This window comes from Enterococcus sp. RTP21361st1_A6_RTP21361_211029, assembly GCF_040910045.1.
Taxonomy (GTDB): Bacteria; Bacillota; Bacilli; order Lactobacillales; family Enterococcaceae; genus Enterococcus_D; species Enterococcus_D gallinarum.
In genome coordinates this window covers 1-25,123 of record NZ_JBDGBK010000029.1, presented here as the reverse complement: position 1 = coordinate 25,123, position 25,123 = coordinate 1, and the positions used below count along the sequence as shown (strand labels likewise).

Sequence of the window (25,123 nt, the reverse complement as noted above, 5' to 3'; positions counted from 1 at the left end):
GGAGAACGATGAAAAATTGGAAAAAAGGATTGATTGGGACAGCGATTATCAGTATAGGTTTATTCTTAGCTGCGTGCTCCTCATCCAGTACACAAGATTCAACAACAAAAACTTCAACTCAAGCAGGAGATAAAGACACGTTCACTTATGCGATCAGCGGTGATCCAACGTCAACGAATCCAATCAATACGAGTGACCGTTGGGGGCTGACTGTCACCAACATGATCTATTCTCCTTTAGTGATTGTTGAAGCGGATGGAACAACCCAAAATGCACTAGCAGATTCGGTTGAGCCAGCTGAGGATGGCTTGTCCTTGACGGTTCATTTGAAAAAAGATGTGAAATGGTCAGATGGCGAAGCCTTTACCGCAGAGGATGTTGTTTTTACTTATGAACAAAAAGTGAAAAAAGAAAACGGCAATGCAGATGCGTTATGGGTAGATGGAAAACCGGTCAGCATTGAAAAAGTTGATGATTATACAGTGAAGTTTGTTTTACCTTCTGCAAGTGCAGCAGCATTAAATAATATCGCAACTGAAACGTATATCATTCCTGAACATATTTATAAAGATGTGACTGATTTTTCTGTTAGCGAATTGCCTGAAACCCCCGTAGGAACAGGGCCTTACAAATTAAAGGAATACAAGCGCGGCGAATATTTTACTTTTGAAGCCAATGAAAACTATTACGGCGGCGAAGCAGCAATCAAAAATGTGACGTTGCGGATCATTGAAAGTACTGATACGGCTAAAGTCGCTTTACAAAAAGGCGAAGTAGATGCGGCAGTTGTCTTGCCTTCTGATATTGAAGATTTGGATGAATCAATGATCTCAGTATATCCGTATACTGAAAATCGGGTTGGTTATCTAGGATTGAATACTCATTCTGATGCCCTCAAAGATGTCAAAGTAAGACAAGCGGTTCTTTATGCTTTGAACAAAAATGAAATGAATCAGGCAGCGTATTTGAGTGATGAATATTTTGATACGCCATATTCTTTCTTGCCACCGAACAATCCTTACGCGACCGAAGACGTGGAAAAATATGAAACAAATGTGGAAAAAGCCAAAGAACTTTTGCAAGAAGCGGGTGTATCCAATCTCCAACTGAATCTAGCATTTACTTCAACGGATCCTGCGCAAACGATTCAGGCAACATTGATTCAACAACAATTACAGCAAGCAGGTATCAACGTTTCATTGGAAGGCGGCGATGGAACAGCGATCTTTACAGAATTGAAAAAAGCCGGTTCGACAAAATACAATTTATTTTTAGGCGGCTATATCATGGGAAATGATCCAGATCTTTATGGTATGCTTTTCAAAACGGATGGCAGCTCAAATTATTTCCAAACACAGAACAATACTACCGATGATTTGTTTGCTAAAGCAGCGGTTGAGTTAGATGAAACAAAACGGAAAGAGTTATATGACCAGCTGCAACAAGCCATTGCTGATGATGCTCGAATCTATCCTATCGTAGATAATAAAAAGATTTTAGCCGTCAACAATCGCATTGCCAATGTAGAAGAAGCTGGCTTGATTCCAATCTACACATTTGAAGATATGTCAAAATTGACGATCAAGTAACATGAATGGTTGTGACAGAAGTCAAAGAAAGACGGAAAACATAGACGGATTCGCCTTCTTTAAAGTTGGCGGATCTGCACCAAGAAGTTGGGCTGTGCCCTAAGTAACATCCAGATGAAAATGCCTGAAATGGTTGAGATAGAGGTAGACGCTGAAGGTACAACCGCTCTTGTATGACAGGAGCCATCTCAAGTTTCTTCGGATATCAGTTGGATGAAATACTTAGGTTCTTGCTCCTCTGGTGCATGCGATTTGTTATCTGTCTAGCTGCCTTCTGTCATGATTTTTTTTGAGAGAAAGAAGGGAAACCATGTTCCGATATATTATGAAGCGAGTATTGCAGGCTATTCCTCTGCTATTCGTTATTTCATTCATCGTTTTTTCACTGATTCATATCGCACCTTATGATGTGATCGATTCAATCACAACGCCAAATATGACACAAGAGCAAATTGATCTGTTGCGGCAACGCTATGGATTGGATCAACCATTTCTAGTGCAATACTTTCTATGGATCAAAAACATCCTTACAGGGAACTTGGGATTTTCATTAGTATCCCAGAACAGTATCGCTCAAGAATTAGCGGTCAGAATCCCTAATACGATTCGACTGGTTCTGCCAGCGTATCTGACTGCATTGCTGTTAGCAATTTTACTCGGACTGTTGGCGGCAGCAAACAAGGGAAAAGTATGGGATCGTCTGATCGACGGTATTGCTTCTTTAGGAATCGCGGTGCCTACATTCTGGTTTGCAATGATTTTGATTTATCTTTTTGGGTATCGGCTGAATCTGTTTCCTATCATTGGGATGTATACTGTTGGAAAAGAAGGAGATTTCAACGATTTTCTGCAACATTTTATTTTGCCTTATGCAACACTGACGGTCGCTTTTTTCCCAGAATTAACTCGGTACATTCGCGCCTCAGCTACGCAACAAGTATCAGAAGATTATGTCGTTGTACAGCAGGCATTTCACGCTACGAAATGGCAGATTTTTAGCCGTCATATCAGTCGCAATGTGTTGATCCCGATCGTGACGCAAATTGGTTTGGCACTGCCAATGCTGGTCACAGGAGCAATCATTACAGAAACCATCTATGGCTGGCCAGGGGTCGGTCCTTATTTGATGAGTGCTACGAAAAGTTTGGACTATCCCGTTATCATGGCAATCATGTTGCTGTCAGCGACCTTAGTTATTTTAGGCAATCTATTGGCGGATGTTCTTTATTCGATTGTTGATCCAAGAATACGTAAAGGAGGGAATCGTTCATGAAACGATTGAAGAAAATCAGAAAGGCGATTTTCTCTTCTCCAGTTTACGCCTTTTCTTTTATCTTTTTGACGTTGCTGATTTTGTTGTCATTAGCGGCACCTTTGATTCCAATCGATCCGAATGCGACGGATGTCAGCAATATGTCCCAAGCACCTAGCTGGGCCCATCTGTTCGGAACGGATGAAGTTGGACGAGACTATTTCATTCGAGTTGTCTACGGCGGTCGGGTCTCGTTATTAGTGGGAGTACTAGCGATGATTACAGCGACATTGATCGGCACGATGGTCGGTTTAGCTGCTGGATACTTTGGTGGTTGGGTGGACAGTCTTTTGATGCGTCTTGTTGATGTTTTGTCTTCCATTCCTTGGTTGGTATTAGTGATTGTTTTAAGTGTCTTTCTGCGTCCGGGATTGACGACGATCATTATTGTAATTGGAGGCTTTTCGTGGATGAATATCGCTCGTCTGATTCGGGGAGAAACACTTGCTGCGAAAGAAAGAGAATATGTTGTCTATGGTAAGTTTATTGGTCGGACATCCTTTAGTATTATTTTCCGCCATATTTTTCCAGCAGTTTTACCTACGCTGATCGTGGCAGCTTCTGCCAGCATCTCAGGAGCGATCATGACAGAATCTGCGTTGAGTTTTTTGGGAATGGGAATCCAACAGCCAATGGCTTCTTGGGGGAGTTTGCTGCAAAATGCCCAAAGCAGTTTGCAACGAGCCCCTTATATGGCAATTCTGCCCGGCTTATTCGTGATTTTTACCATCTATTCATTTAATAATCTGGGGGACATGATCAAACGTGTCTTGCAGCGGGAGGTGTAGCAAGCATGACAGAGCCATTACTGACGGTGAAAAACTTAAACGTGTTTTTTCATAGAAAACAAGGAGATCAGCAGCTGCTGAAAGAAATCGACCTAGTCATTCCTAAAGGACAAGTCGTGGGGATCGTCGGTGAATCAGGCAGTGGCAAGAGTATGACGATGAAAAGCGTGATGGGGATCTTACCAGAAAATATCTCCGACTCCTTTGACTCGTTTGTTTTTGAAGGCCAACCAGTTGTTGATCGCAGCAAATTACCGCTAGCCATGATTTTTCAAGATCCAATGACATCATTGAACCCTTTGCGAACCATCGGGTATCACTTGATTGAAGTCATTCGCAGACATCAGAAGATGTCAAAAAAAGCTGCGCAAACAATTGCCATTGCGGAGTTGAACAAGGTAGGGATCCCCCTTCCTGAACAGCGGATGAAGCAGTATCCCCATGAATTATCAGGGGGGATGCGGCAGCGGGTCATGATCGCTATGGCACTGTTGGCACAGCCGAAGTTGCTGATTGCAGATGAACCAACGACTGCATTAGATGTAACGATTCAAGCTCAGATCTTGGCATTGATCAAGCAATTGCAGCGAGCAGAGAACCTTTCGGTCGTTCTGGTGACCCATGATTTTGGGGTTGTCGCTGGCATGTGTGATTTTATCAAGGTGATGTACCAAGGAAGAGTGGTAGAGGAAGGGACTACTGAAGAAATTTTCTATCAACCTCAGCATCTCTATACGAAGCAACTGCTCGAGGCCGCCCACTTAGGGGATAAAGAAGAAACAGTTGTCTTTGACTATCAGGAAGAACTTCCTGATGTGTTACACGTTCGGGAAATCTCTGAGACGCATCGTGTTTGGGAAGGAGGGGCAAGCAATTGAAGGAATTGATACGAGTCGAAGAGGCCAGCAAAACGTTTCGAAGCAAAAACTGGCGTGGGGTAGTGACAGAAGTGCGCGCAGTAGAGAATGTTAGTTTGACGATCCATCGGGGCGAAACTCTAGGCCTTGTAGGAGAATCAGGCAGTGGTAAAACAACATTAGGCCGTAGTATTTTGAATCTGGAAACTTTATCTGCAGGCAAAGTTTTTTTTGAGGGACAAGAGCTGGCAAGTTTGCCACCAGAGGAACAAAAGAAACGCTATCAGCAGATGCAAGTAATTTTTCAAGATCCTTATTCTGCGTTGAATCCACGAATGACTGCTTTGGAGTTAGTGATGGAGCCTTTACTGAAAGAAACGAAAGACACTGCACGAGCAAAGGCTAAAGAGATACTTGCGATCGTTGGAATCAAAGGAGAGGACATCCATAAATTTCCTCGGAATTTCAGTGGTGGACAACGTCAACGGATCGGGATTGCTCGAGCAGTCGTTAATCGACCAGCCTTTGTCTTGTGTGATGAACCAACTTCTGCATTAGATGTGTCGATTCAAGCGCAGATCATTCAATTACTTCTAAAGCTGCAAAAAGAATTTTCATTGTCCTATTTATTTATTTCCCATGATTTATCCGTGATCCGTCATATCAGTGACCGCACCGCAGTCATGTATCAAGGAAAATTGGTTGAATTGGCGCCAACAAAACGACTCTTTGAAAGCCCTCAGCATCCTTATACAAAGAAACTATTGGCAGCAGCACCAATCGCTGATCCAATTCTGGCTCGAGCAGCAATGGATCAGAAAGACATCCAAGAAACGATCACTTTAAGTCCTCTTTTTGAATGGATAGAAGTAGAAAAAGAACATTATGTAAGGAGAGAAAAAAATGGCAGTTGAAACCTTAACACTGGTTAAAGGAAAAGATAAATTAGAATTACCACAGCAAAATGGCAACTGGGTCTTGGCTCGAGAACTAGGATACTCACCGGTTCAGATGCTTGTAACTGCAGCCGCAGCTTGTGGCGGTTATGTGTATACTTCTGTTTTGGAAAATTCTCATGTGCCTGCTGAGATTGAAAAAATCGAAGTCAGTTATACGAGAGATTCTACGAAGAAAGCAGAGCCGATCTCTTCGATCCAGATCAATTTTTATGCGCGGATTTCAGCGGAATATCAAGAAAAAGCCATTCGCTGTCTCAAACTCGTTTCTCCGAATTGTCCAGTCATCCAATCATTAGATCCAACGATCACGGTAGCAGAAACAGTTCATTTCATTTAATTCAAACAACACAAAACACGTTAAACAAAAAGGCAGCTAGTCAAAAGAAATTCGACTAGCTGCCTTTTTTAATAAATAATATTTTCGCGAATTGACCCGATATCTAAAACCAACAGTTTCCGGTCTTGAGTCTTGATAGCACCGCTTTCTCTCAACCGCTGCATCATTCGATTGACACTACTTGCTGAAGTGATACCGCAAAAGCGGGCGATTTCCTCATTGGTTACCTCAAAATCAATCAAGGTTCCTTCACCCACTGGTACCCCAAAGGTTTCGTATAATTCATTCAATTGTGTACAGACCGCACCAAATTTGCCATTCATCAGCATTTGCTGCATTTTTTTCATGGAGTACATTAGATTTTTGCGATAGTACTCTTTGACATAATCTTGTAACGCCCGATTTTGATTGACATCTGTCCAGAATTGATCGCGCACGATCTTATATAATTCGGCTTCTTCTGACTCGACACGCACATTGAAGGGCGCTTCGACTTCTTGTGAAGATTCATCTTTAAAAAGAGAAACAATATCGAAATCATTCATATAGCGCAAATTGAATTCACGCCCCTCATGAGTGACGACACTTGTCTTGATGATCCCTTTTTTCAAAATATAGACATAACGATCAGGGATTCCTTCATACGTCAAATAACTTCTTTTTTTACGTATGACTACTGGAATATTATTTTGTTCTAAATAGTCCATTAATAGCTGTTTTACCAAACAAAGCACTCCTCTTATTCCTATAGTGTTTCCTTTTCAATGAACAGTCACATTCGCCAAATCTGGGTGAATATTCTTTTTTAATTAAAGAACATTCTAACTCAAAAAGCAATAACAAATGTTAATGTATTATGTTTTTGCGTTTTTTCAGCAACAAAAGCGAATTTGCGCTCTTGAAATATCAGGTATAGTTAGACCTGTCATCTGAGAAAGAGGATGATGAAACAAATAAACAATAAAAAAGGAGCAAAACACAACATGTCAGAACAGGAGCAACAAACAGAAAAACTATGGAACAAAGGTTTTATTACTATTACATTGATTAATTTTATTGTTTTTCTGGTCTATTATTGTTTTGTCGTCATCACGGCAAAGTTTGCTACGCAAGAATTAGGGGCTTCCGCTGCACAAGCTGGGTTTGCAGCAGGGATCTATATTATAGGAACATTGATTGCCCGCTTGTATATTGGTAAGGTATTGGAGCTAGTTGGACGAAAAGCCATCTTACGTTGGGGAATGATTTTTTATGTCATAACTACGGCGGCTTATTTGATTTCATCGAATATCATGATTTTGGATGGTGTCCGTTTCTTGAATGGTTTCGCCTATGGAGCAGTGTCTACAGCGGCAAATGCAATTGTTACGGCGTACATTCCCTCTTCAAAACATGGAGAAGGAATCAACTACTATGGATTAAGCACGAGTTTAGCAGCTGCTGTCGGTCCATTTATCGGAATGCTGCTGTTACCCTCTTTTGGTTTTGATTTTATTATCCTATTAGCAACTGCTCTTTCGATAGTAACAGCCATTGCTTGTTTCGCTTTCCCAGTGAAAAATATTTCCTTAACACCAGAACACCGAGCAGAACTAAAGAAATGGTCATTCAGCAGTTTTGTTGAGCCAAAAGTCTTGTTTATTTCAGGTCTGGCCTTTTTGATTGGGTTGTCTTATTCCAGTGTATTAGGTTTCCTTTCTATTTATGCCGGAAACCTTGGCCTAGAAACCGCAGGCGCATTCTTCTTTGTTGTTTATGCATTATCCGTAACCTTCACTCGACCAATGACAGGTCGCTTGTTTGATCGTCGTGGTGCAGATGCAGTGATGTATCCAAGTTTTATCTTCTTGACATTAGGATTGTTCTTGTTGAGTATTACTGGCAATAGCTTGATGCTGTTGATTTCTGGCTGTTTTGTTGGACTTGGCTATGGTACATTCATGTCTAATGGACAAGCCGTATGTCTAAAAGAAGTCGATTCTCATCGGATCGGTGTTGCACTTTCTACTTATTTCATTGGTCTAGACTTAGGATTAGGTGTCGGTCCTTATGCATTAGGTAGCTTAAAGGGGATGTTTAATTATTCTCAAATCTATATCATTTGCGGAGTGATTCCGGTCGTTGTTATTGTACTGTACAAATTCTTTTATAAAACAAAAAAAGTCGTCGAAAGCGCCGCTATTTCAGAACGTTCGAGAGAAGAATAAAGACAAGGAGTGTAGGAATAATGGACAGTAATCAATTGATTTTAGAAGCACTGAAAAATTTGGTAAACAATGTCAATGAATTGAACAAAGAAATCCATTCGATGGAAGAAGTAAATCAACGTTTGACGATCGAGCAAGTTGAGATTGCTCATGAATTGAAAAACATCAAGCGTGTGTTGATCAACGATAATATCATTGGCTGATCAACGTTAATCAAAGTGGCAGAGCAGTGGTATTGGGTTCCATTACTGCTCTGCCTTAATTTTTGCCCAAGATACGGCAAAAAAACGAACGATTCTTAAAAAACAGCTGTCATTAAAGGGACTAAAATTGAAGACCACTAGAATCTGTGCTATAGTTTGTCTGGGTAGAGATACCTAAATAAATCAGAGTAGGAAATAAAGCGTTAAGTGTCGAAAGGATGGGATGTTGCCTTTTGGACGAAGAACGATTCGTTCGCGGTTTTATTTTCGCATTCGCTGCATGAATTTGTAGCAGCTCTAAAAGGAGATGCTCGTTATGAAAAGAAAAGTCGACGCACACATGATCGCGGTCATGGGGCTTTTGATTGCCCTGATGGTGGTCTTGTCGCAAATCTTGGGGTTTGAAACAGCCTATTTGAAACTCACCTTCACTTTTGTTCCTGAGTTGATTATGGGGATGCTTTTTGGGCCATTCTGGACTGCTGTAGGGGCTTCGGTCGCTGATATAGCAGGAATGATTTTATTCCCTAAATCCGCTTATTTCTTCGGATTTACGATCAATGCATTCGTAGGTGGGTTGATCTACGGTTACTTTTTTTATAGAAAGGAAGTAACTTGGAAACGGGCAGCAACAGTGGTCTTGCTGAATACCCTTCTGATCACATTGATTTTGACACCGATCTGGTTGGCAATGATGCTGAATATTCCATTAACAAGCTGGGCAATTTGGTCGGCTCGATTGATGAAAGCTGTTATCATGTTTCCTATTCAGACAGTTTTGATCTACTTTGTTGGGCGCGCAGTGCCTTATAAACGCTTGACTCGGCGTTTTACCTAATCATTTTAGCAACAAAAAAAGAATAAAAAACAAACATCCAATAAAGCGAACAGTACACTTGAGTGTGTCGTGTTCGCTTTTTTTACCTTAAAAGGCATGCTAAAATAGGCTGATGTAAAATAAGACGAGGAATTTATGAACTGGAGGAATTTATGAATAAAAAAGGAATCCTTATGGGTGGCTTTATTTTGCTTCTGTTGCTCATTATAGGAGGAATGAAGTGGCTGATGGACCAACAGTCAAATGGGGAAGAACCGACAAACGCTTCACAAACAACGTCAACAAGTTCTCTAAGTACCGAGTCGAGTATTCCCGAACAATCAACTGAGGAGGAAACGACGATTGATAAGCGGATTGACCAAATGAGTCTAGAAGAAAAAGTCGGGCAACTATTTTTTGTACGAGTGCCTGAAATCAATCAAGTCGAAGATATACAAACCTATCATTTAGGCGGCTATGTCTTATTCGGACGTGATACGGAGAATGAGACAGCTGAGACGTTGAAGCAAAAGATTGCTGATTATCAGCAAGCCAGTTCCATCCCTTTGCTGATCGGAATGGACGAAGAAGGGGGAACTGTCACTCGAATCAGTCGCAACCCTGCATTGGTACAAACACCATTTTTATCCCCTCAGCAACTTTACCAACAAGGGGGCTGGCAAGCAATTGAAGAAGATACTGCTCAAAAGGCAGCTATTTTCCACGAATATGGCATTTCTACCGGTCTGTTTCCGGTCGCCGATGTAGCGACTGATCCGAATGCCTTTATCTACGATCGAACCATAGGCTTAGATGCCGAAGGAACCAGTGAATTTGTTCGTAGAAACATTGCAGTTTTGAAAGAGAAGCGGATTGGCTCAACATTGAAGCATTTTCCCGGATACGGCAATAACCGTGATTCTCATGTAGAGATCGTTACAGATGAACGTTCGTTAGACGAGTTGGAAACGAATGATTTCTTGCCTTTTGAAGCTGGAATCAAAGCGGGAGCTGACAGTATTTTAGTCTCACATAATATTGTTACCAGTATTGATGCCAGCGCACCAGCCTCTATTTCGAAGCCTGTCCATGATTTATTGAGGAAGCAGCTAGGTTTCAAAGGAGTAATCATGACGGATGACATGGATATGGCGGGCCTAGCAGACTTTATTTCCCAATCAGAAGCAGGGCTGAGAGCATTAGAAGCAGGGAATGATTTAGTGATGTCATCTACCTATCAGTAACAGATCCCAGTGATTGTGGATGCTGTCAGAAGTGGTAATTATCCGGAAGCAGCCATCGATGCTTCCGTCAAACGAGTCCTTGAATGGAAAACTTCCCTTGGATTAATCAATTAAAGAAAACGATCTGAAAGTCACTGTTTCCGGTCACCATTTATTGGGGCCGAAAAAAGGCATTCAGATCGTTTTTTTTTCTTACATTGATTTTGAGAACAACGACATTATAAGAAAGGTTCTTCAGAAGGCGCTACGGTCAACAGGACGTTGGTTGCTAATTCTGTTAATTCAGCGGCATAGGCAGATTGTCCTAAAAAGTTTAGGATCTCAATAGTCTTTGAAATTGTTTGTTTCCCAGTTTCGATCTCACCATGGAAAATCGCGATGATTCCTTCAAAATAGCGGATCATCAATCGAATCCGGTCATTGTCTAATGGAATATTTTTGGTCATATAAAACAAAATTTGTTTAAGATGATCGATTTGACTGCGGTCAATGAAAAGAAAGGCAGCGTTGGTCAACAGCTTAGAATAAATATGATAATTAAGACTAAGCAAGTTATTATAAAACTCCTGCTTATTCAATTGCTCGATTTGAAACAAAATATATTCGTCTGTAAAAAGAAACATTAGATTTGCAAAAATGGTGATTTCAAATCTTCCCCAAGTTTCGATTTTGTCGAGATAACCTTTTATCACGGTTTCAATTCTTTCTGTTTCATCGATAGTATGTACGTATCCCTTTTTCTTCAAGATCAAATAGTATTGGCTATAAAGCAAATAATAGAAAAAGTCTTGCGTTTCCTGATACGTTGTTTTAGATTCTTCGATCAAGACGGCCAGCTGATCAAAATCATGTTGGTAATAAGCATTGTGAAATTGTTTCGAGAGTTGCTTCTTTTCATTTAATTGATTATTTATCAAATGGTATTCAAATTCTTCGAGAGTCACATTCAAGCGATCAAGGTATTTGTAAAGGATATCAAAAGCAATTCGATGCCCTTTTTGTTCAAAAGTAGCTAATGTGCTCCGCTCAGATATATCGGCTGCTAACTTTCTTTGGGAAAGATTACGTTCAGTACGTAACTTTTTCAGTAATAGATTGGCTTCCAAAAAAGCACCTCCTAAATGCACCTAGAAAATAGGTGGACGAAAAAATAGTCCAAATCAACTATAGTCCTATTTTCCAATTAAACTAAAGGAAAGTCAATTAAAGGAGGAAAAGAAAATGTTTCAATTATTTGGATTTCCATGGGAAGTTGTTGAAAATATGATCAACATTTTTTCTTTCTTACGCTAAACGTTCGTTCAGTAAATCTGATTGAATTCAGATTTCGATAGCGCAAAAAATAGGTGGTTTCTAGTAATAATTTACTATTTGCTCCTCCAAGGTCGTTGACCTCTCCCCAAAGTCCTGCTTAGCAGGCATTCCAGGCTGTCGATCTTAGGAGGAAACAGGAACTTGAAGTAGGAAAAAGCAGGAAAACAGCGATTTCTGCTTTTTTCTATGTTAAATCAAGAATGATAGACAGAAAACCAGTGGCATTCCAAAAAGGAAGCCACTGGTTTTTTAGTTTATAGAAAAGTCGTTGATTGTCAGATATTCCTCCCATAAAGCGTCAAATAATGGCGACAACTCTTTTAGAGTCTCAGTTTCTTCCATGACATAAGCAGGATACTCAATTGCTGGCAACAATCTATTTGCTGGAACGATGTAATAGTCAAAGTCTTTTTCGTGGTTTCTTACGATATCATAGTCCACAAATTGAATGTGATCCAGTAAAAAACTGATTTGCTGAATGGCTGATAAATTCAATGAAGGAATGATTCCCACCTGTAATTTTTGTAAATGATGCTGTTGATAAAACGGATATATGAAAAAAGTCAGATAGTCTAGGACTGGCGATTTGGCTTTTTTGAGCCATTCATAACCAACACGTCGAGTGTATTTTGTCAAAAATGGACGAATCTTTTTCTGTAGATTTGTAAATCCTTTCTTTTGAAAGGATAGATTCAACTCATTTTGAGACCAAAAATCAATCAATAGGCCATTGTTTGCATAAAAAATATACAGAATAATGAAGCTATCTTTTTGAATTTCAGAAAATACTTCTTCATCAAAAGGGATCCCAACGATTTCTGGTAATAATACGTGACTAAAATCAGCCATAAACTCATGAAAAATAGGATCATCTTCTTTGATCTGTTCATAGAAATCACAAAGTAGAGCAGCTCTTTCTGGTGTTGGCTCAGCGAAACGGACTAGAAAGAACAGCATTCCTTTGACATAATTGATCTGATAAGTTACTTGCTTTTCGTCAGTCATAAATGCCGTAAAATAATTTTCTAGAGGATGGTTCATCTTTGAAAATAATTTTTCAAAACCATTGATTGGGTTAAGCAAATAGCCTTGTTCGAAACGAAGTTTGGATACAAATAAAATGACTAAGATCAGTCGTTGGTTAACAGGAGAAAACTTTTGTAATGCTAATTCGTTGATCAAAACCGTTTGATCACTGAAGTCCGTTAGGTAATCCGCTTCTAATGGTGAGTTCTCTAAATAAGTTAAAATTTGAACGTAAAATGAACGGATATTGATTTCATTTCCAGTCAGTTTCAACTGAGAAACATTCAAATGGATTTCTTTTCCCAATAAATAAGTATTCAATGGTTTAAGTGCCCGGGTGATCGTTGAATGACTGACAAAATGAACGGTTGAAAAATCATTGATGGTCATTTCCGGGTTCATGATCGATGTAAGTAGAAGTTGGAAAGCAAGGCTTTCCTGAATCAAATACTTCTGATAAAGTGAATAGGAAAGTGGTTCTTCTAATGAACGAACCTTGAAACCTTTTTCACATAACGAAACTTGATAAAGCGCTGAAAACTCTTGTTGCATTTCCTCTATGAGTGGTGCTATCCCGTGATAAGACAAGCCCAGATGCTCGGCGATTTTACTGATATTGATTGGTTGATTGGTATTCTCATTTAAATAAGTCAAAATTGCTAATTTTTTCTTTGCATGATTGGTGAGTAACAGATCTTCAAACATAATCATCCTCCTTTTAAAAATATTATCATAAATATTATTTAATAATGAATCAAAAATGTAAGTTTGAGATACCAATTTTTGATTAAAAAAGTTCTTCTTTTGTCGTGTTGTGTAATTAAATAATCTCGGTGTAAAATTATCATTGGATTTTATGTGAAGAAAATCGCTATTCAAAAATAGCAGATTTTCACTTTTTTTTTATGCGTTTTTTTAGAGTAAAAGAATCACTATAGAATAATTATTCGGTCTTTAAATATATGTACGTAATTAATAAACGAACGATATAAGAAGATTTTTTGTTTTTAAAATAACACATAATACCTGTTCCTACAAGTTAAAAAACAGTGACAAGTGCATGTACTTATTTTTATCTATGTGATTTCAGTAAATGGACGATGCTGATCCTTAGGAAATCCTACATGCTGAACTTAGAAAAAGGCGGTACAAAAGCTTTTTGACGATTATTCTTAGCGAACAAGAGAGATGTTAGTTGTGCTTTTTTGTTTACATGGAAATAATCTGAAAAATTGTTGTCCATTTAGGGGTGAGAATGGTTAGGAGACAATTGAGAATGGCGTGGGTTTCTTCAAAAACGATTATTTTTATTATCTTTCAAGAAATGGTGACAAAACCTAATAAATATAAGTTGAAAAGCTAGTGCTGATGAATAGAAAAACAAATGTATTTTTACTTCTGGGCGAGGGATAAGTCGGCTTGATTGATAAAAAAACGTAGGGTTGTTAGACTGGTTTTAGAGGAAAAAAAGGAGGATGTAAAATGAAACACGGATTTAGAGATTATTTAGGAGCAAATGAGCGGGAGGCAGGTTATAACTTATCTTGGGGCTCTATTTTCGCAGGAGTCGTGACGTTTATTGCATTATTTATGACATTTTCATTAATCGGCTCAGCGATCGGCTTTGGCATGGTGGAACCTACCTCAAACAACCCATTGGATGGTGTGGGAACAGGTTTGATGATTTGGACTGTTGTGACATTGATTCTTTCATTGTTCGGAGCAGGATTTGTTTCTGGTGTAGCAGCTAGACGCGTTGGTTTGGTACATGGATTTCTTACTTGGGCAACCAGTATGATCGTTACAATCGTCATGTTATCATATGTAACAATTGGGGCATTTTCTGTTGTCGGCTCATTACTGGGCAACATTGCTTCAGCTGTCGGAAGTGGCGTAGGGAATGTCGCATCGGGAACAGCAGATGTCGCATCAAAGACCTTTGATGAGATCACAGGGAATATGGGAGATATTAATACAGATCAATTGGAAACGGATGTCCGCGATGTATTAAAAGATACTGACGTTCCTGAATTACAGCCAAACTACTTGCAAGATCAAGTTTCTGATGCAACGAGCGATATTACCGATGCAGGGAAGAAAATTGCTACGGATCCAAATAAAGCTGACGAAATCATCGATGATCTTTCAACGAAGCTCAAAGATCGGGCAACAAAAATCAGCGATTCTGTTGACGAAGAAGCCATTTCAAATGCGGTTGCGAAAAATACCGATTTAAATCAACAAGAAGCACAAGAAGCAACACAAAATATTGTCAATGGCTTACAAAAAGCTTCTGATGAAGCACAACAACAAATTGAAACAGCACAGCAAAATCTTGAACAAGCAAAACAAGATATCGATCAAGCAGTCAAAGATGCGCGTAAAAAAGCTGATGAAATAAGTGATGCTACTGCTAAAGCATCCATATGGGGCTTTATAGCAATGGTCTTAGGACTAGTTTTAACATCAATCGGCGGCATGGTCGGTGCGAACTTAGTCAAAACTGCGGATCACGAAAATCGGATCTAAAAGTAAAAGATACCCACAAAAATAGGGAGTAACCAATCATCAATGGAGGATTCCAATGGAAGCCGGTTCATTGATGATTGGTTTTTTATAGCAATAAGTCATTGCCTCCAATGGAAAAAACGTAAGCGATTAAGATTAAGAAATCCACCCATGGCCTCTCTGGGGAAGCTATTTTCTTAGATTTGAGAAAAATAGCCGGAGTGCGAATGGCTGGATTTTTTTTGGCTCTTTTAAGAATTATGTTACTTACTGTTTTGGCAATAATAAGCGCACAGTCGTTCCTTCATTGACACGAGAGTCAACTGTCAGGCCATATTTTTCCCCGTAGAGTAATTTGATTCGTTGATCGATATTCTCCAATCCGATACCAGAATAATGTTCGCTTGTCTGGTTCCTAATCACCGAAGATGCTTCATCAAAGCCGATACCTGTATCAATGATTTCGATGACTAGCCCTGATTTACTGATACGAGAGAAGATTTGAATGTAACCTTTCTCTTCTTCAGGAAACGCATGCAGATAAGCATTTTCGATGATTGGCTGCAAGATCATTTTTGGAACCAAACAATTTTCACATTCTTCTGCTGAGAAAATCGCTGATTGAATCCGGTCACCATAACGAACGTTCATCAAGATTAGATATTCTTCTACGATGGCGAGTTCATCTTTTAATGGAACGATCTCTTTGCGGTTGAAGGTATGGCGAAGCAATTGGACGAAACTATCGATGGCTTGTGTTGCTTTCTCCTGTTCATTTTGCCAAATCAAAAATTTGATTGCGGTGAGTGTATTGTAAACAAAATGAGGTTGAATCTGCATTTGCAAGGAACGGATTTCAAATTTGCGTTTTTCCGCTTCAGTAATCATCAAATGATCGACATACGATTCTAAATCCTCAAGCATCAAATTATAGGCACGTCCTAGTTCCTGTGTTTCATAGGTCCCGTTGATCGAGACCTTGTTGCTGAAATCACCCTGTGTGACTGCCGGTAATTTGTCGATCAACTGATAAATTGGTTGTGTGATCGTACGAATGATCCAGAAAGCAAACAGGCTAAAGAGCAAGATACTGAGAAAAGCGATCCATACGGCAGGCTTGATCAGATTCATGTTGCGTACTAAATGCGATTCATCCAGCAGATCATAAAAAGTAAACTGATAAGAATAAAGAGGCATCTGATTCACTGAATCATTTTTCACTTCGATCATAGCTGAATCAAAAGCTGTGCCTAATTTTTGTTCTTCAGAAGTGGATAAGATCTGTCCCTGATCATTGACCACATAGATGGTATGCAGCGTTGTGTCTAACAATTGCCGATAGATGGAAGAAAAATCAGATTCTTTCAAAAAAATCAATGCATAGCCGAATAAAGCATCATCTTTCATCAACTTACGTACATACATCAGTCCTGGTGAATGGCTCGTAGAAGTGCTCAACCCTTGCTCCAGAAAATAGTATTGACTAATAGCCTCATTTTCATTGATTTGCTGCGTAAATTCACTTGCCAAAAAAGTTTCAACCGACTGGTTTCGGACAGCATCATTTTGAAAGAATGATCGTCCGTTCGTTCCAATCAATACCAAGTTGGAAGGAATCGTTTGAAAAAGCGAGCGAGTATCTTTCAACTGTTCATTGAGTTCTAAAATCGTTCTTCCCTGATTTAGCTGTCCTTTTAAATAATTTTCTACGGCTTTGCTCTCATCGACGACATCAAAAATACGATTGATATTCTCATTCAAGCGCTCATAATCTTCCTGGATCTTATCCAAAAGCAAGCGGTTCGAGCTCTGATACGAAGCCACATAAGCATCTTTGGACCGTCCATAGATAACGATCACTGTCAGTAAACAAACACTGATTACTCCTACCACAACAAACAAAAAGATTCGGCTGAACAATTCATTTTTTTTGAGCCACTGTTGGATTCTCATAATTGGTTCAACCGCCGATACTTAGAAGGAGTGACTTGAAATTCTTTTTTAAAGATTCGAGAAAAATAGCTGATATCGGAATAACCAACTGCTTCACTGATTTCTGACAAATTCAACTCAGATTGGGTCAGCAACTCTTTGGCTTTTTCTAGACGTGTATTTTTTAGATAATCAGAGAAACTCATTTTTAATTTTGAAGAAAGGAAAGCTGACAAGTAGGTATAACTAAAGTGGAACGTTTCTGCCAACTCAGATAGTGAGAGGCTCTTCATATAATTGTCTTGAATGAAGCGCTGGATCGAGACCAGTAAGTCATCTTCATCCATAGGGGAGAGGGCTGTCAGTTGCAGTCGTATCTCATCGATCGTTGACAACAACAAATCGGAGAAATCCTCCAAATATAAGACATGGCCGATCTCATGAAGAAATTCAGCTCGTAAGCGACTAAAGCGGGGGGCTGTTGGAAATTCTTCTTCTAACCGGGATAATAGCGTATAAAAAATACTGCTGGCCTGCTGTTTTAGAAAGTTCGGATCAACATTTGATAGAATCATCTCATTGAAATAGTCTTCGATACGCGTAATCCCCAACAGGAAATTATTGTCTAATAATGCCCGCAAAAATTTTTTTGTATCAAAACGATCACTTTCCATGTACATAAAAAGTTCATGCTCAAAAACAAGCCGCTGCTGTTTGTAAAAAAACGATTGTTCCCGACTTTTATCTTTGAGAGTCAGAAAAGCTGTGCGTAAGTCGTCAATCGATTCAAATGAGCAGCCAAGGGTAAAAAAGGCATTTGGTTCGGTATAGGTCAACTGGTCCAAACATTTTTTCAAAGAGGAAAAAAAATCATATTCTGCTGAATAACTGATCAATAGCCCTGCATCATTGTTACTGGTCTTGAACGCTAATGTTTTTAAGTGAGTATTCGATTGCGAAAATTCTGTCAATGCATGAAAAAGCTGTTCAGTAGAACGAAAATAACTGACATTCGTATAAAGAAAACATAGTTGCTGTTTCATAGCTATTTCAAGATAGTCAGCAAAAGGAGTAAGTGGTTCTTCATACCCAGCCAGATAGCGATTCAAAGATTCTTGTAATGGGACCTCAGCGGTTATTTGGCGGGTATCAGATTTTTTTTCGCGGATGGTGTTTAGGGCTTTCAGCAACAAAGCAGGCGTCAATGTTGGCTTTAGCAAGTAAATCAATGGCACCGTTCTTAAAAGACTGACTGACATAGTGAAAATCATCATAACTGCTCAATACCAGAAAATGGATAGATGGGTATTGTTGTTGAATGATGGTTGTTAATTGGATGCCGTCCATTTGCGGCATTTTTAAATCTGTGATCACGATCTCTGGCTGTAATTGCTGGATCAGGTTTAGAGCCTCCTGTCCGTTTGCTGCATCTCCTAGCAAGCGAAAACCTTCTTGCTCCCAACGAATCATATGTTTTAAACCATCACGAATAGTGGTCTCGTCATCCACAAGCAAGACTGTATGTAAATGATGCATGGTATCCCCCCTATTTCTTTATTCTAGTATAAACGCTTTCATAAAAGAAAGGTATTAGTAAAAATTTTCTATTTTTGGACTATTTTAGTAAGCTCTTCCACGCGTATTGTATCCGTTTACAACTCCAGTGTATAGTAAAAATGTAATTAAAAGGAAAGAGGGAGAAAAATGAAAAAATTGCTTGCATCACTTGTGACTGCCGCTACTGTATTGACATTGACAGCTTGTGGCAGCAACAACGAAAGTACTGGTGACACTGGAGGTTCTTCTGATAAGGTTACAGTTTGGGCTTGGGATGAGACTTTCAATATCAAAGCTGTCAATGAAGCGAAAAAGGTTTACGAAAACAAGGATGTTGATGTGGAAGTAGTGACCATGTCACAGGATGACATCGTTCAAAAGTTGAACACTAGTCTAGCATCAGGCAATACGGATGGCTTGCCAAATATCGTTTTGATCGAAGACTATCGTATTCAAGGCTATTTATCTTCCTATCCGGATGCTTTCAGCGACTTAACTGATATTGTCAATGAAGATGACTTTTCCAGCTACAAATTCGCCGTCAACAAAATCGATGATGTGATCTACGGTGTACCTTTTGATAGTGGGGTAGCAGGGCTGTTTTATCGTACAGATTATTTAGCAGATGCAGGATATGAAGCTGCTGATCTCCAAGATATTACCTGGGATGACTTTATTCAAATTGCCAAAGATGTCAAGGAGAAAACGGAACATGCCATGATGTCTCTGGATCCAAGCGATTTGGGATTGGCACGGATCATCATGCAGTCAGCTGGTGAATGGTATACCGGTGAAGACGGCACCACAGTAACGATTAAAGACAACGAATCATTCAAAGCCGGCTTGAATGTATTGGCGACACTACTGAATGAAGGATTAGTTGAACAAGTCTCTGATTGGGATGGCGGCGTCAATGCAGTCCAATCCGGAAATGTTGCTGCAGCACCAACAGGCGCTTGGTATTCTAGTACGATTCAAGGGGCTGAAGATCAAAGCGGCAAATGGGCGATTGCACCGATTCCGGCACTAGCTGGTGGCAATTCAGTGAACGCATCAAGTATTGGCGGAGCAGGATGGTATGTCATTAAAGGCGTAGCTGGTGAAGAGAATGCGAAAGACTTTTTAGCGAAAACGTTTGCTTCAAATAAAGAATTGATGGGAACATTGGCAACTGAAATTGGGCTGGTTTCAACGATGAATGCTGCCGAAGAGACAAAAGAATATACTTCAGGACTTGATTTTTATGGAGGACAAAAAGTTTTCCAAGACTTCTCTCAATAGTCACAAGAGATCCCGGCCGTCAACTACGGCAATCATACTTATGCGATCGAATCTGTATTGACAGAAAGCTTGCAGCGAGTAATCAATGGGGAAGATATCGATAAAGTACTAGAAGATGCACAAACACAAGTAGAAGCACAAATCGCAAACTAAGCAAATCATTTAGCTATGGTTTCATAATCAACAAATCAGATACGAACGATAGCTGCTGGTACCAATAATTTCCCATTAGAGGAGATTGTTAAGCAGCAATCGTTCGTATAGTCATTAGATTGGTGCCATAGTGTCGTTTGAAGGAGGAATCACCATGAAAAATAAATCGAAAAATTGGTTTGCGAATGGAAACGCGTTTATTTCTTTGCCTGTGATCTTGATTACACTATTAGTATTTGTTCCTATGATTTCAGCTCTTTTTACGTCTTTCCAGTCGGGACCGCCGACAACGATGTCATTCAACGGTTTGGGAAACTATCAGCGGATGCTGAGTGACTCAACCTTTAAGAAAGCTTTTGGTAATACATTTTTATACTTATTGATCCAAGTACCGATCATGCTGTTTTTGGCTTTGATCGTCTCGAACATACTAAATGACAAAAAATTAAAATTCAAAGGACTTTTCCGAACGGCCTTGTTTTTACCTTGTATCACTTCATTGGTCTCTTACTCGTTGATCATGAAAAGTTTATTCTCAGCGAATGGGTTAGTCAATAATTTTTTAATGCAAATTCATTTGATTGAGGTGCCGATTCAATGGCTAACGGATCCTTTCTGGGCAAAAGTCTTGATTATTTTTGCCATTACTTGGCGCTGGACAGGCTATAATATGATTTTCTTTATTTCTGGTATGCAAAACATTGATCCTAGCATCTATGAAGCTGCTGAAATTGATGGTGCGACTAAATGGGATCAACTTTTCAAGATAACTATTCCTAATTTGCGGCCAATCATTTTATTCACGACAATTACTTCAACGATCGGAACATTGCAACTATTTGACGAAGTACAAAATATTACAGGTGGGGGACCTGCCAATGCAACCACCACGCTCTCGCAGTACATTTATAATTTAAGTTATAAATTCACCCCGAACTTTGGCTATGCGGCGGCAGTATCCTTTGTGATCGTGATCGCTATTGTGGTCTTATCCGTCATCCAAACAAAATTAGGAGGGAAAGAAAATTGAAAACACTCTCTTTAAGCTTAAAGTATCTTTTCTTAGGTCTTTTGGCCTTTATTTCCGTCTTTCCATTTGTCTGGATGGTATTGGGAATGACCAATCAAACCTTTGACATTGTGGCAGGAAAAATCATGATCGGTGATCAGCTGGTGATCAATTTCCAAAATTTATTTGCTTCTGAACTGAACTTTACTTGTGCTTTGGGCAACTCTGCAGTGATTGCGGTCATTACGACCGTCTTCGCGTTGCTGTTTTCTTCCATGGCGGGCTATGGGTTTGAGATCTATCGAACCAAAACAAAAGATCGCATTTTCAATATTTTACTCTTATCGATGATGGTTCCTTTTGCGGCTTTGATGATTCCGTTATACCGCATGTTTAGTCAGCTTAGCGGAACCCCAATCGGAATCAATACTTTTGCAGTGGTCATTTTACCTTCTGTTTGTACAGCGTTCCTGATTTTCTTTTTCCGCCAAAATATCAAAGCTTTCCCTAAAGAATTAGTAGAAGCAGCTCGCATTGATGGGCTGAATGAGTTAAGTATTTTCTTCCGAGTCTATATGCCTACTGCTAAAAATACGTATGCAGCAGCAGCGATCATTACCTTTATGAATAGCTGGAACAACTACCTGTGGCCATTAGTTGCCTTGCAATCACCGGATAAACGGACAGTTCCGTTGGTTTTATCTGCGATGGGGGCTTCCTATACACCGGATTACGGCATGATGATGTGCGGGATCGTGATCGCCACTTTGCCAACAGCGATTATCTTTTTCGTATTACAAAAACAATTCGTACAAGGCATGTTAGGTTCTGTGAAGTAAAGAAAAGAGAAAACGAGGAAATGAAATGATCCATTTTGATAAAAAAAACCAAATTTTTCATTTAAGCAACAACAAAATCAGTTATGTGATGCAGATCGAAGAAGGTGGAAATTTAGCGCATATCTACTTTGGAAAGAAAATTACCCATTATTCTGGCCATTATCGTTACCCGCGATTAGATCGTTCTTTTTCGCCGAATCCAGCAGGCAGCAAGGATCGCTTATTCTCGCTGGATACGCTGATGATGGAATTTCCTGGGAATGGGTTCGGTGATTTTCGTGAAGCGGCATATGATATCCAACTGCCAAATGGCAGTCATATTGCGCATTTTATCTATCAAAGCCATGAAATCAGTCAAGGCAAACCAGCACTTGCGGGGTTGCCTCAAACTCACGGTGCTCCGCAAGAAATCGAAACGTTGCAAATCATATTGCGAGATGAAGTTGCCGCGCTTGAATTGGTTTTGAATTATAGTATTTTTACTGATACATCAGCAATCATTCGTTCAAGTGCCTTAAAAAATGACGGTCTTGAACCAATCGTTATCCATCAACTAGCCAGTCAATCACTGGATTTTCCCAACCGGCCGCTTGATTTGATCCAATTGAATGGTGCATGGGCGAAAGAACGGCAAATCAGTCGAGAACCAGTTCAGACAGGTATCAAGAAATTGGACAGCAAGCGAGGTTCCAGCAGCCATCAACAGAATCCTTTTGTTATTTTGGCAGATCCCGCTACAACAGAATTCTCGGGAGAATGTTATGGCGTTAGTTTACTGTATAGCGGCAATCACGAAACGATTATCGAAAAAGATCCTTATGATCAAACGCGGCTCATCATGGGCATCAGTAGTTATCGATTTGCCTGGACAGTACCACCTCAGGAAAGCTTCCAATCACCAGAAGTGGTTACAGTTTATAGTAATCAAGGGCTCAACCAAATGTCACAAACCTATCATCGCTTTTATAATAGTCATCTTATTCGTGGACAGTATCAGCTGACTGAACGTCCGACGTTGATCAATAACTGGGAAGCCACTTATTTTGATTTCGATGAAGAAAAACTGGAGCAGATCGTCGATGAAGCGAAGGCATTGGGAATTGAATTGTTTGTTTTGGATGACGGTTGGTTTGGTGCACGAGAAAATGATTTGACTTCTCTGGGTGACTGGTATGAGAATGAAGGAAAGTTAGCTTCTGGTCTGCGAGGGTTTGCGGAAAAAGTCCATCAGAAGGGTTTGAAATTCGGTCTCTGGTTAGAGCCGGAAATGATCTCAGAAGTGAGCGAGTTGTATCGTCAGCACCCCGAGTGGGCCTTAAAAGTACCTGGACGTTCTCCCGCATTAAGTCGCAGTCAGTTTGTACTGGACTTTTCTAGAGAAGATGTTCGGAAACATATTTTTGATCAGTTAGCCCTTCTATTTAACGAAGTACCCATTGATTATATTAAGTGGGACATGAATCGCAACATGACGGATGTCTATTCATTGTTGTTACATCCTACCCAGCAAGGGGAGGTGTTCCATCGCTATATTTTAGGTCTGTATGACTTTTTAGAACGATTGACAGCTGCTCATCCCACTATTTTGTTTGAAGGATGTTCTGGCGGGGGTGGTCGTTTTGATGCAGGTTTCTTGTATTACATGCCGCAGATATGGACGAGTGATAATACCGATGCGATAGCCCGTTTGAAAATCCAATATGGAACCAGCCTGTCATACCCGGCTTCTAGCATGGGTTCGCATGTTTCAGCAGTGCCTAACCATCAAACACAGCGGATCACTGACTTAGCGATCCGCGGAAACGTTGCAATGTCTGGTGTCTTGGGCTATGAGCTGGATTTGTCGACAGTGACCGATGAAGAAAAAGCAGCCATCAAAGAGCAAGTTGCCTTTTATAAAAAACATCGACAACTCTTCCAATATGGCACGTTTATTCGCTTGTTGAGTCCTTTTGCAGGAAATGATACTTCGTGGATGTACGTTTCTGAAGATAAACAAGAAGCGATTGTTTTCTATTTCCGTGTATTAGCCGAAGCATCTGCACCGCTAATCACTCTCAAATTGGCGGGATTAGCGGCAGATACAGTGTATCAAATGGGGGGATATAAAATCGGCGGCGATGAATTGATGCAGATCGGTTTCTATATTGATCCTGCTTTATCCGGCGACTATGCAACACAAATGGTTCATCTAACAGCGATCAATAATGACTAAGGTTCTTTTCAGTAATCACTATCAAATGAAATCAAACGAATAGAGCTGTAACAGAAGCAAAAGCAGACGAAATGATCCAAACTGGACTTGAGAAAGAATTCTTCTCTCTGTGACTAGGGACGAGGATCGGATTGAAGAGAGGATTCGATGTATCTTCGGATCGTTTGTTTGTTGAAGTGCTTATGTTGCAGTTTTTTCTAGTAGAGTTGTTTTTTCTGCTAAATCTTTTACGTATAAATGGCGATTGTTTTATTTTTTTGTTGATTTAGCTTATGATGAAGGGGGTCAATAAAAGTCAAGCAGTGACGGAGGGAAAACAACGACAGAGCACTTAAAAGAACACGCAGAGGAACAGTTGCTTGCTGATGGGTATCGCAAATATCATGGCTCAGCATTCGATGTTTATTCTCACAAAGACATTTGTATTCACAGTGGGAAGTGTGTTTGAGGTAATCCAACTGTTTTTGAGGTAGGACGTCGACCGTGGGTCATTCCCGATAATGCTCAAAAAGAACAAGTTGCTCAAGTGAACCAATCTTGTCCAAGCGGCGCATTAAAATTTATTCAAAGGGGAGAAAACTAATGGAAATCAAGGAAGAAAAAAATCGTTTTGCCTTATTAGACGGCGAGAAAGAGATCGGCGAAATGACTTGGTCGAATGCAGGAACAAAACGAATGATCATTGATCATACTTTTGTCGATCCAGCCTATCGTGGTCAAGGACTGGCAGAAAAGTTAGTGGCAAAAGGGGTAGAAAAAGCGCGCGCGGAAAAGAAAACAATCATTCCACTCTGTCCATTTGCAAAAAAAGAGTTTGAACGTAAACCGGAATATAGCGATGTTTGGAGTAAATAACAATTCTCAATTTTAAAAAAAGAAGTGGTTCTTTTAGGGAACCACTTCAGACTGTAGACAAAAGCTGTTCCAAACTCGTAACTCGAGCTTGGAACAGCTTTTTATCTACTTCGTTTCGAAT

The 25,123-nt window shown here is 39.8% G+C and carries 20 protein-coding genes, 3 pseudogenes and 1 riboswitch; of the genes and pseudogenes, 17 read left to right on the top strand and 6 right to left on the bottom strand.

Annotated features, from left to right (window positions below; all coding sequences use genetic code 11):
• Positions 1–8: 8 nt before the first annotated feature.
• From AB5Z52_RS07315 to AB5Z52_RS07290, 6 genes are all read left to right on the top strand, one after another.
• Entirely contained in the window at positions 9–1,589 is a 1,581-nt protein-coding gene (locus AB5Z52_RS07315) for an ABC transporter substrate-binding protein (protein WP_003125983.1), read from the top strand.
• Positions 1,590–1,899: 310 nt separating this feature from the next.
• The gene (locus tag AB5Z52_RS07310; protein ID WP_005470889.1) at positions 1,900–2,862 is read left to right on the top strand and encodes an ABC transporter permease; all 963 of its coding nucleotides are present in this window, start codon (positions 1,900–1,902) and stop codon (positions 2,860–2,862) included.
• Positions 2,859–3,689: an ABC transporter permease gene (locus tag AB5Z52_RS07305; RefSeq protein WP_003125985.1), complete on the top strand. Its 831-nt coding sequence runs from the start codon at positions 2,859–2,861 to the stop codon at positions 3,687–3,689. The genes AB5Z52_RS07310 and AB5Z52_RS07305 overlap by 4 nt, the downstream gene beginning before the upstream one ends.
• A gap of 5 nt (positions 3,690–3,694) precedes the next feature.
• Positions 3,695–4,567, top strand: a complete 873-nt coding sequence (locus AB5Z52_RS07300) for an ABC transporter ATP-binding protein (protein WP_005470890.1) — start codon at positions 3,695–3,697, stop codon at positions 4,565–4,567.
• Positions 4,564–5,460: an ATP-binding cassette domain-containing protein gene (locus AB5Z52_RS07295; RefSeq protein ID WP_137264362.1), complete on the top strand. Its 897-nt coding sequence runs from the start codon at positions 4,564–4,566 to the stop codon at positions 5,458–5,460. The genes AB5Z52_RS07300 and AB5Z52_RS07295 overlap by 4 nt, the downstream gene beginning before the upstream one ends.
• Positions 5,450–5,842: an OsmC family protein gene (locus tag AB5Z52_RS07290; protein WP_003125989.1), complete on the top strand. Its 393-nt coding sequence runs from the start codon at positions 5,450–5,452 to the stop codon at positions 5,840–5,842. Before AB5Z52_RS07295 ends, AB5Z52_RS07290 begins: the two co-directional genes overlap by 11 nt.
• A 68-nt stretch (positions 5,843–5,910) precedes the next feature.
• Here the strand turns inward: AB5Z52_RS07290 and AB5Z52_RS07285 are convergent, their stop codons facing one another.
• Positions 5,911–6,567: a Crp/Fnr family transcriptional regulator gene (locus tag AB5Z52_RS07285; RefSeq protein WP_003125990.1), complete on the bottom strand. Its 657-nt coding sequence runs from the start codon at positions 6,565–6,567 to the stop codon at positions 5,911–5,913.
• Positions 6,568–6,825: 258 nt separating this feature from the next.
• On the opposite strand from AB5Z52_RS07285, the gene AB5Z52_RS07280 reads away from it, so the two are divergent.
• From AB5Z52_RS07280 to AB5Z52_RS07265, 4 genes and pseudogenes are all read left to right on the top strand, one after another.
• Positions 6,826–8,049, top strand: a complete 1,224-nt coding sequence (locus AB5Z52_RS07280; RefSeq protein ID WP_003125991.1) for an MFS transporter — start codon at positions 6,826–6,828, stop codon at positions 8,047–8,049.
• 20 nt (positions 8,050–8,069) lie between these two features.
• Entirely contained in the window at positions 8,070–8,252 is a 183-nt protein-coding gene (locus tag AB5Z52_RS07275) for a hypothetical protein (RefSeq protein WP_003125992.1), read from the top strand.
• A gap of 182 nt (positions 8,253–8,434) precedes the next feature.
• Positions 8,435–8,533: riboswitch (THF riboswitch) on the top strand.
• 26 nt (positions 8,534–8,559) lie between these two features.
• Positions 8,560–9,090: a folate family ECF transporter S component gene (locus AB5Z52_RS07270; protein ID WP_029486579.1), complete on the top strand. Its 531-nt coding sequence runs from the start codon at positions 8,560–8,562 to the stop codon at positions 9,088–9,090.
• A 152-nt stretch (positions 9,091–9,242) separates the two neighbouring features.
• Positions 9,243–10,427: pseudogene (locus tag AB5Z52_RS07265) on the top strand (glycoside hydrolase family 3 N-terminal domain-containing protein).
• 104 nt (positions 10,428–10,531) lie between these two features.
• Here the strand turns inward: AB5Z52_RS07265 and AB5Z52_RS07260 are convergent.
• Both AB5Z52_RS07260 and AB5Z52_RS07255 read right to left on the bottom strand, forming a co-directional pair.
• Positions 10,532–11,419, bottom strand: a complete 888-nt coding sequence (locus AB5Z52_RS07260; RefSeq protein ID WP_288551750.1) for an Rgg/GadR/MutR family transcriptional regulator — start codon at positions 11,417–11,419, stop codon at positions 10,532–10,534.
• Positions 11,420–11,876: 457 nt separating this feature from the next.
• On the bottom strand, positions 11,877–13,358 hold the full coding sequence (locus tag AB5Z52_RS07255; RefSeq protein WP_238696159.1) for a helix-turn-helix domain-containing protein: 1,482 nt from the start codon (positions 13,356–13,358) through the stop codon (positions 11,877–11,879).
• Positions 13,359–14,135: 777 nt separating this feature from the next.
• Here AB5Z52_RS07255 and AB5Z52_RS07250 point away from each other — a divergent pair.
• Positions 14,136–15,182 (top strand): hypothetical protein, encoded by a 1,047-nt coding sequence (locus AB5Z52_RS07250; protein WP_368243542.1) that lies wholly within the window; start codon positions 14,136–14,138, stop codon positions 15,180–15,182.
• Between the two features lie 246 nt (positions 15,183–15,428).
• On the opposite strand, the gene AB5Z52_RS07245 is transcribed toward AB5Z52_RS07250, so the two are convergent.
• Genes AB5Z52_RS07245 through AB5Z52_RS07235 form a run of 3 tightly spaced genes read right to left on the bottom strand, consistent with a single transcriptional unit; the run spans position 15,429 to position 18,629 of the window.
• Complete coding sequence (locus tag AB5Z52_RS07245; protein WP_003126001.1) at positions 15,429–17,114, bottom strand: histidine kinase; 1,686 nt, start codon at positions 17,112–17,114, stop codon at positions 15,429–15,431.
• On the bottom strand, positions 17,111–18,322 hold the full coding sequence (locus tag AB5Z52_RS07240; protein WP_288551749.1) for an AraC family transcriptional regulator: 1,212 nt from the start codon (positions 18,320–18,322) through the stop codon (positions 17,111–17,113). Before AB5Z52_RS07240 ends, AB5Z52_RS07245 begins: the two co-directional genes overlap by 4 nt.
• Positions 18,243–18,629, bottom strand: coding sequence for a response regulator (locus AB5Z52_RS07235; RefSeq protein WP_288551748.1), 387 nt, complete (start codon positions 18,627–18,629; stop codon positions 18,243–18,245). Before AB5Z52_RS07235 ends, AB5Z52_RS07240 begins: the two co-directional genes overlap by 80 nt.
• A 168-nt stretch (positions 18,630–18,797) precedes the next feature.
• Between AB5Z52_RS07235 and AB5Z52_RS07230 the strand changes: the two are divergent.
• The 6 genes and pseudogenes from AB5Z52_RS07230 (at position 18,798) to AB5Z52_RS07205 (ending at position 25,002) form a co-directional block, all read left to right on the top strand.
• Positions 18,798–20,084, top strand: a pseudogene (locus AB5Z52_RS07230) (ABC transporter substrate-binding protein).
• A 154-nt stretch (positions 20,085–20,238) separates the two neighbouring features.
• Complete coding sequence (locus AB5Z52_RS07225; RefSeq protein WP_021150076.1) at positions 20,239–21,114, top strand: carbohydrate ABC transporter permease; 876 nt, start codon at positions 20,239–20,241, stop codon at positions 21,112–21,114.
• Positions 21,111–21,932, top strand: coding sequence for a carbohydrate ABC transporter permease (locus tag AB5Z52_RS07220; RefSeq protein ID WP_005470910.1), 822 nt, complete (start codon positions 21,111–21,113; stop codon positions 21,930–21,932). The genes AB5Z52_RS07225 and AB5Z52_RS07220 overlap by 4 nt, the downstream gene beginning before the upstream one ends.
• Positions 21,933–21,957: 25 nt before the next feature.
• On the top strand, positions 21,958–24,147 hold the full coding sequence (locus tag AB5Z52_RS07215) for an alpha-galactosidase (protein WP_288551747.1): 2,190 nt from the start codon (positions 21,958–21,960) through the stop codon (positions 24,145–24,147).
• 355 nt (positions 24,148–24,502) lie between these two features.
• Positions 24,503–24,730 (top strand): annotated as a pseudogene (locus tag AB5Z52_RS07210) ((4Fe-4S)-binding protein).
• Positions 24,730–25,002 carry a GNAT family N-acetyltransferase gene (locus AB5Z52_RS07205; RefSeq protein ID WP_003126008.1) on the top strand — a complete coding sequence of 91 codons (273 nt, stop codon included), beginning with the start codon at positions 24,730–24,732 and terminating at the stop codon, positions 25,000–25,002. The pseudogene AB5Z52_RS07210 and the gene AB5Z52_RS07205 overlap by 1 nt, the downstream one beginning before the upstream one ends.
• The last annotated feature ends 121 nt before the right edge of the window (positions 25,003–25,123 follow it).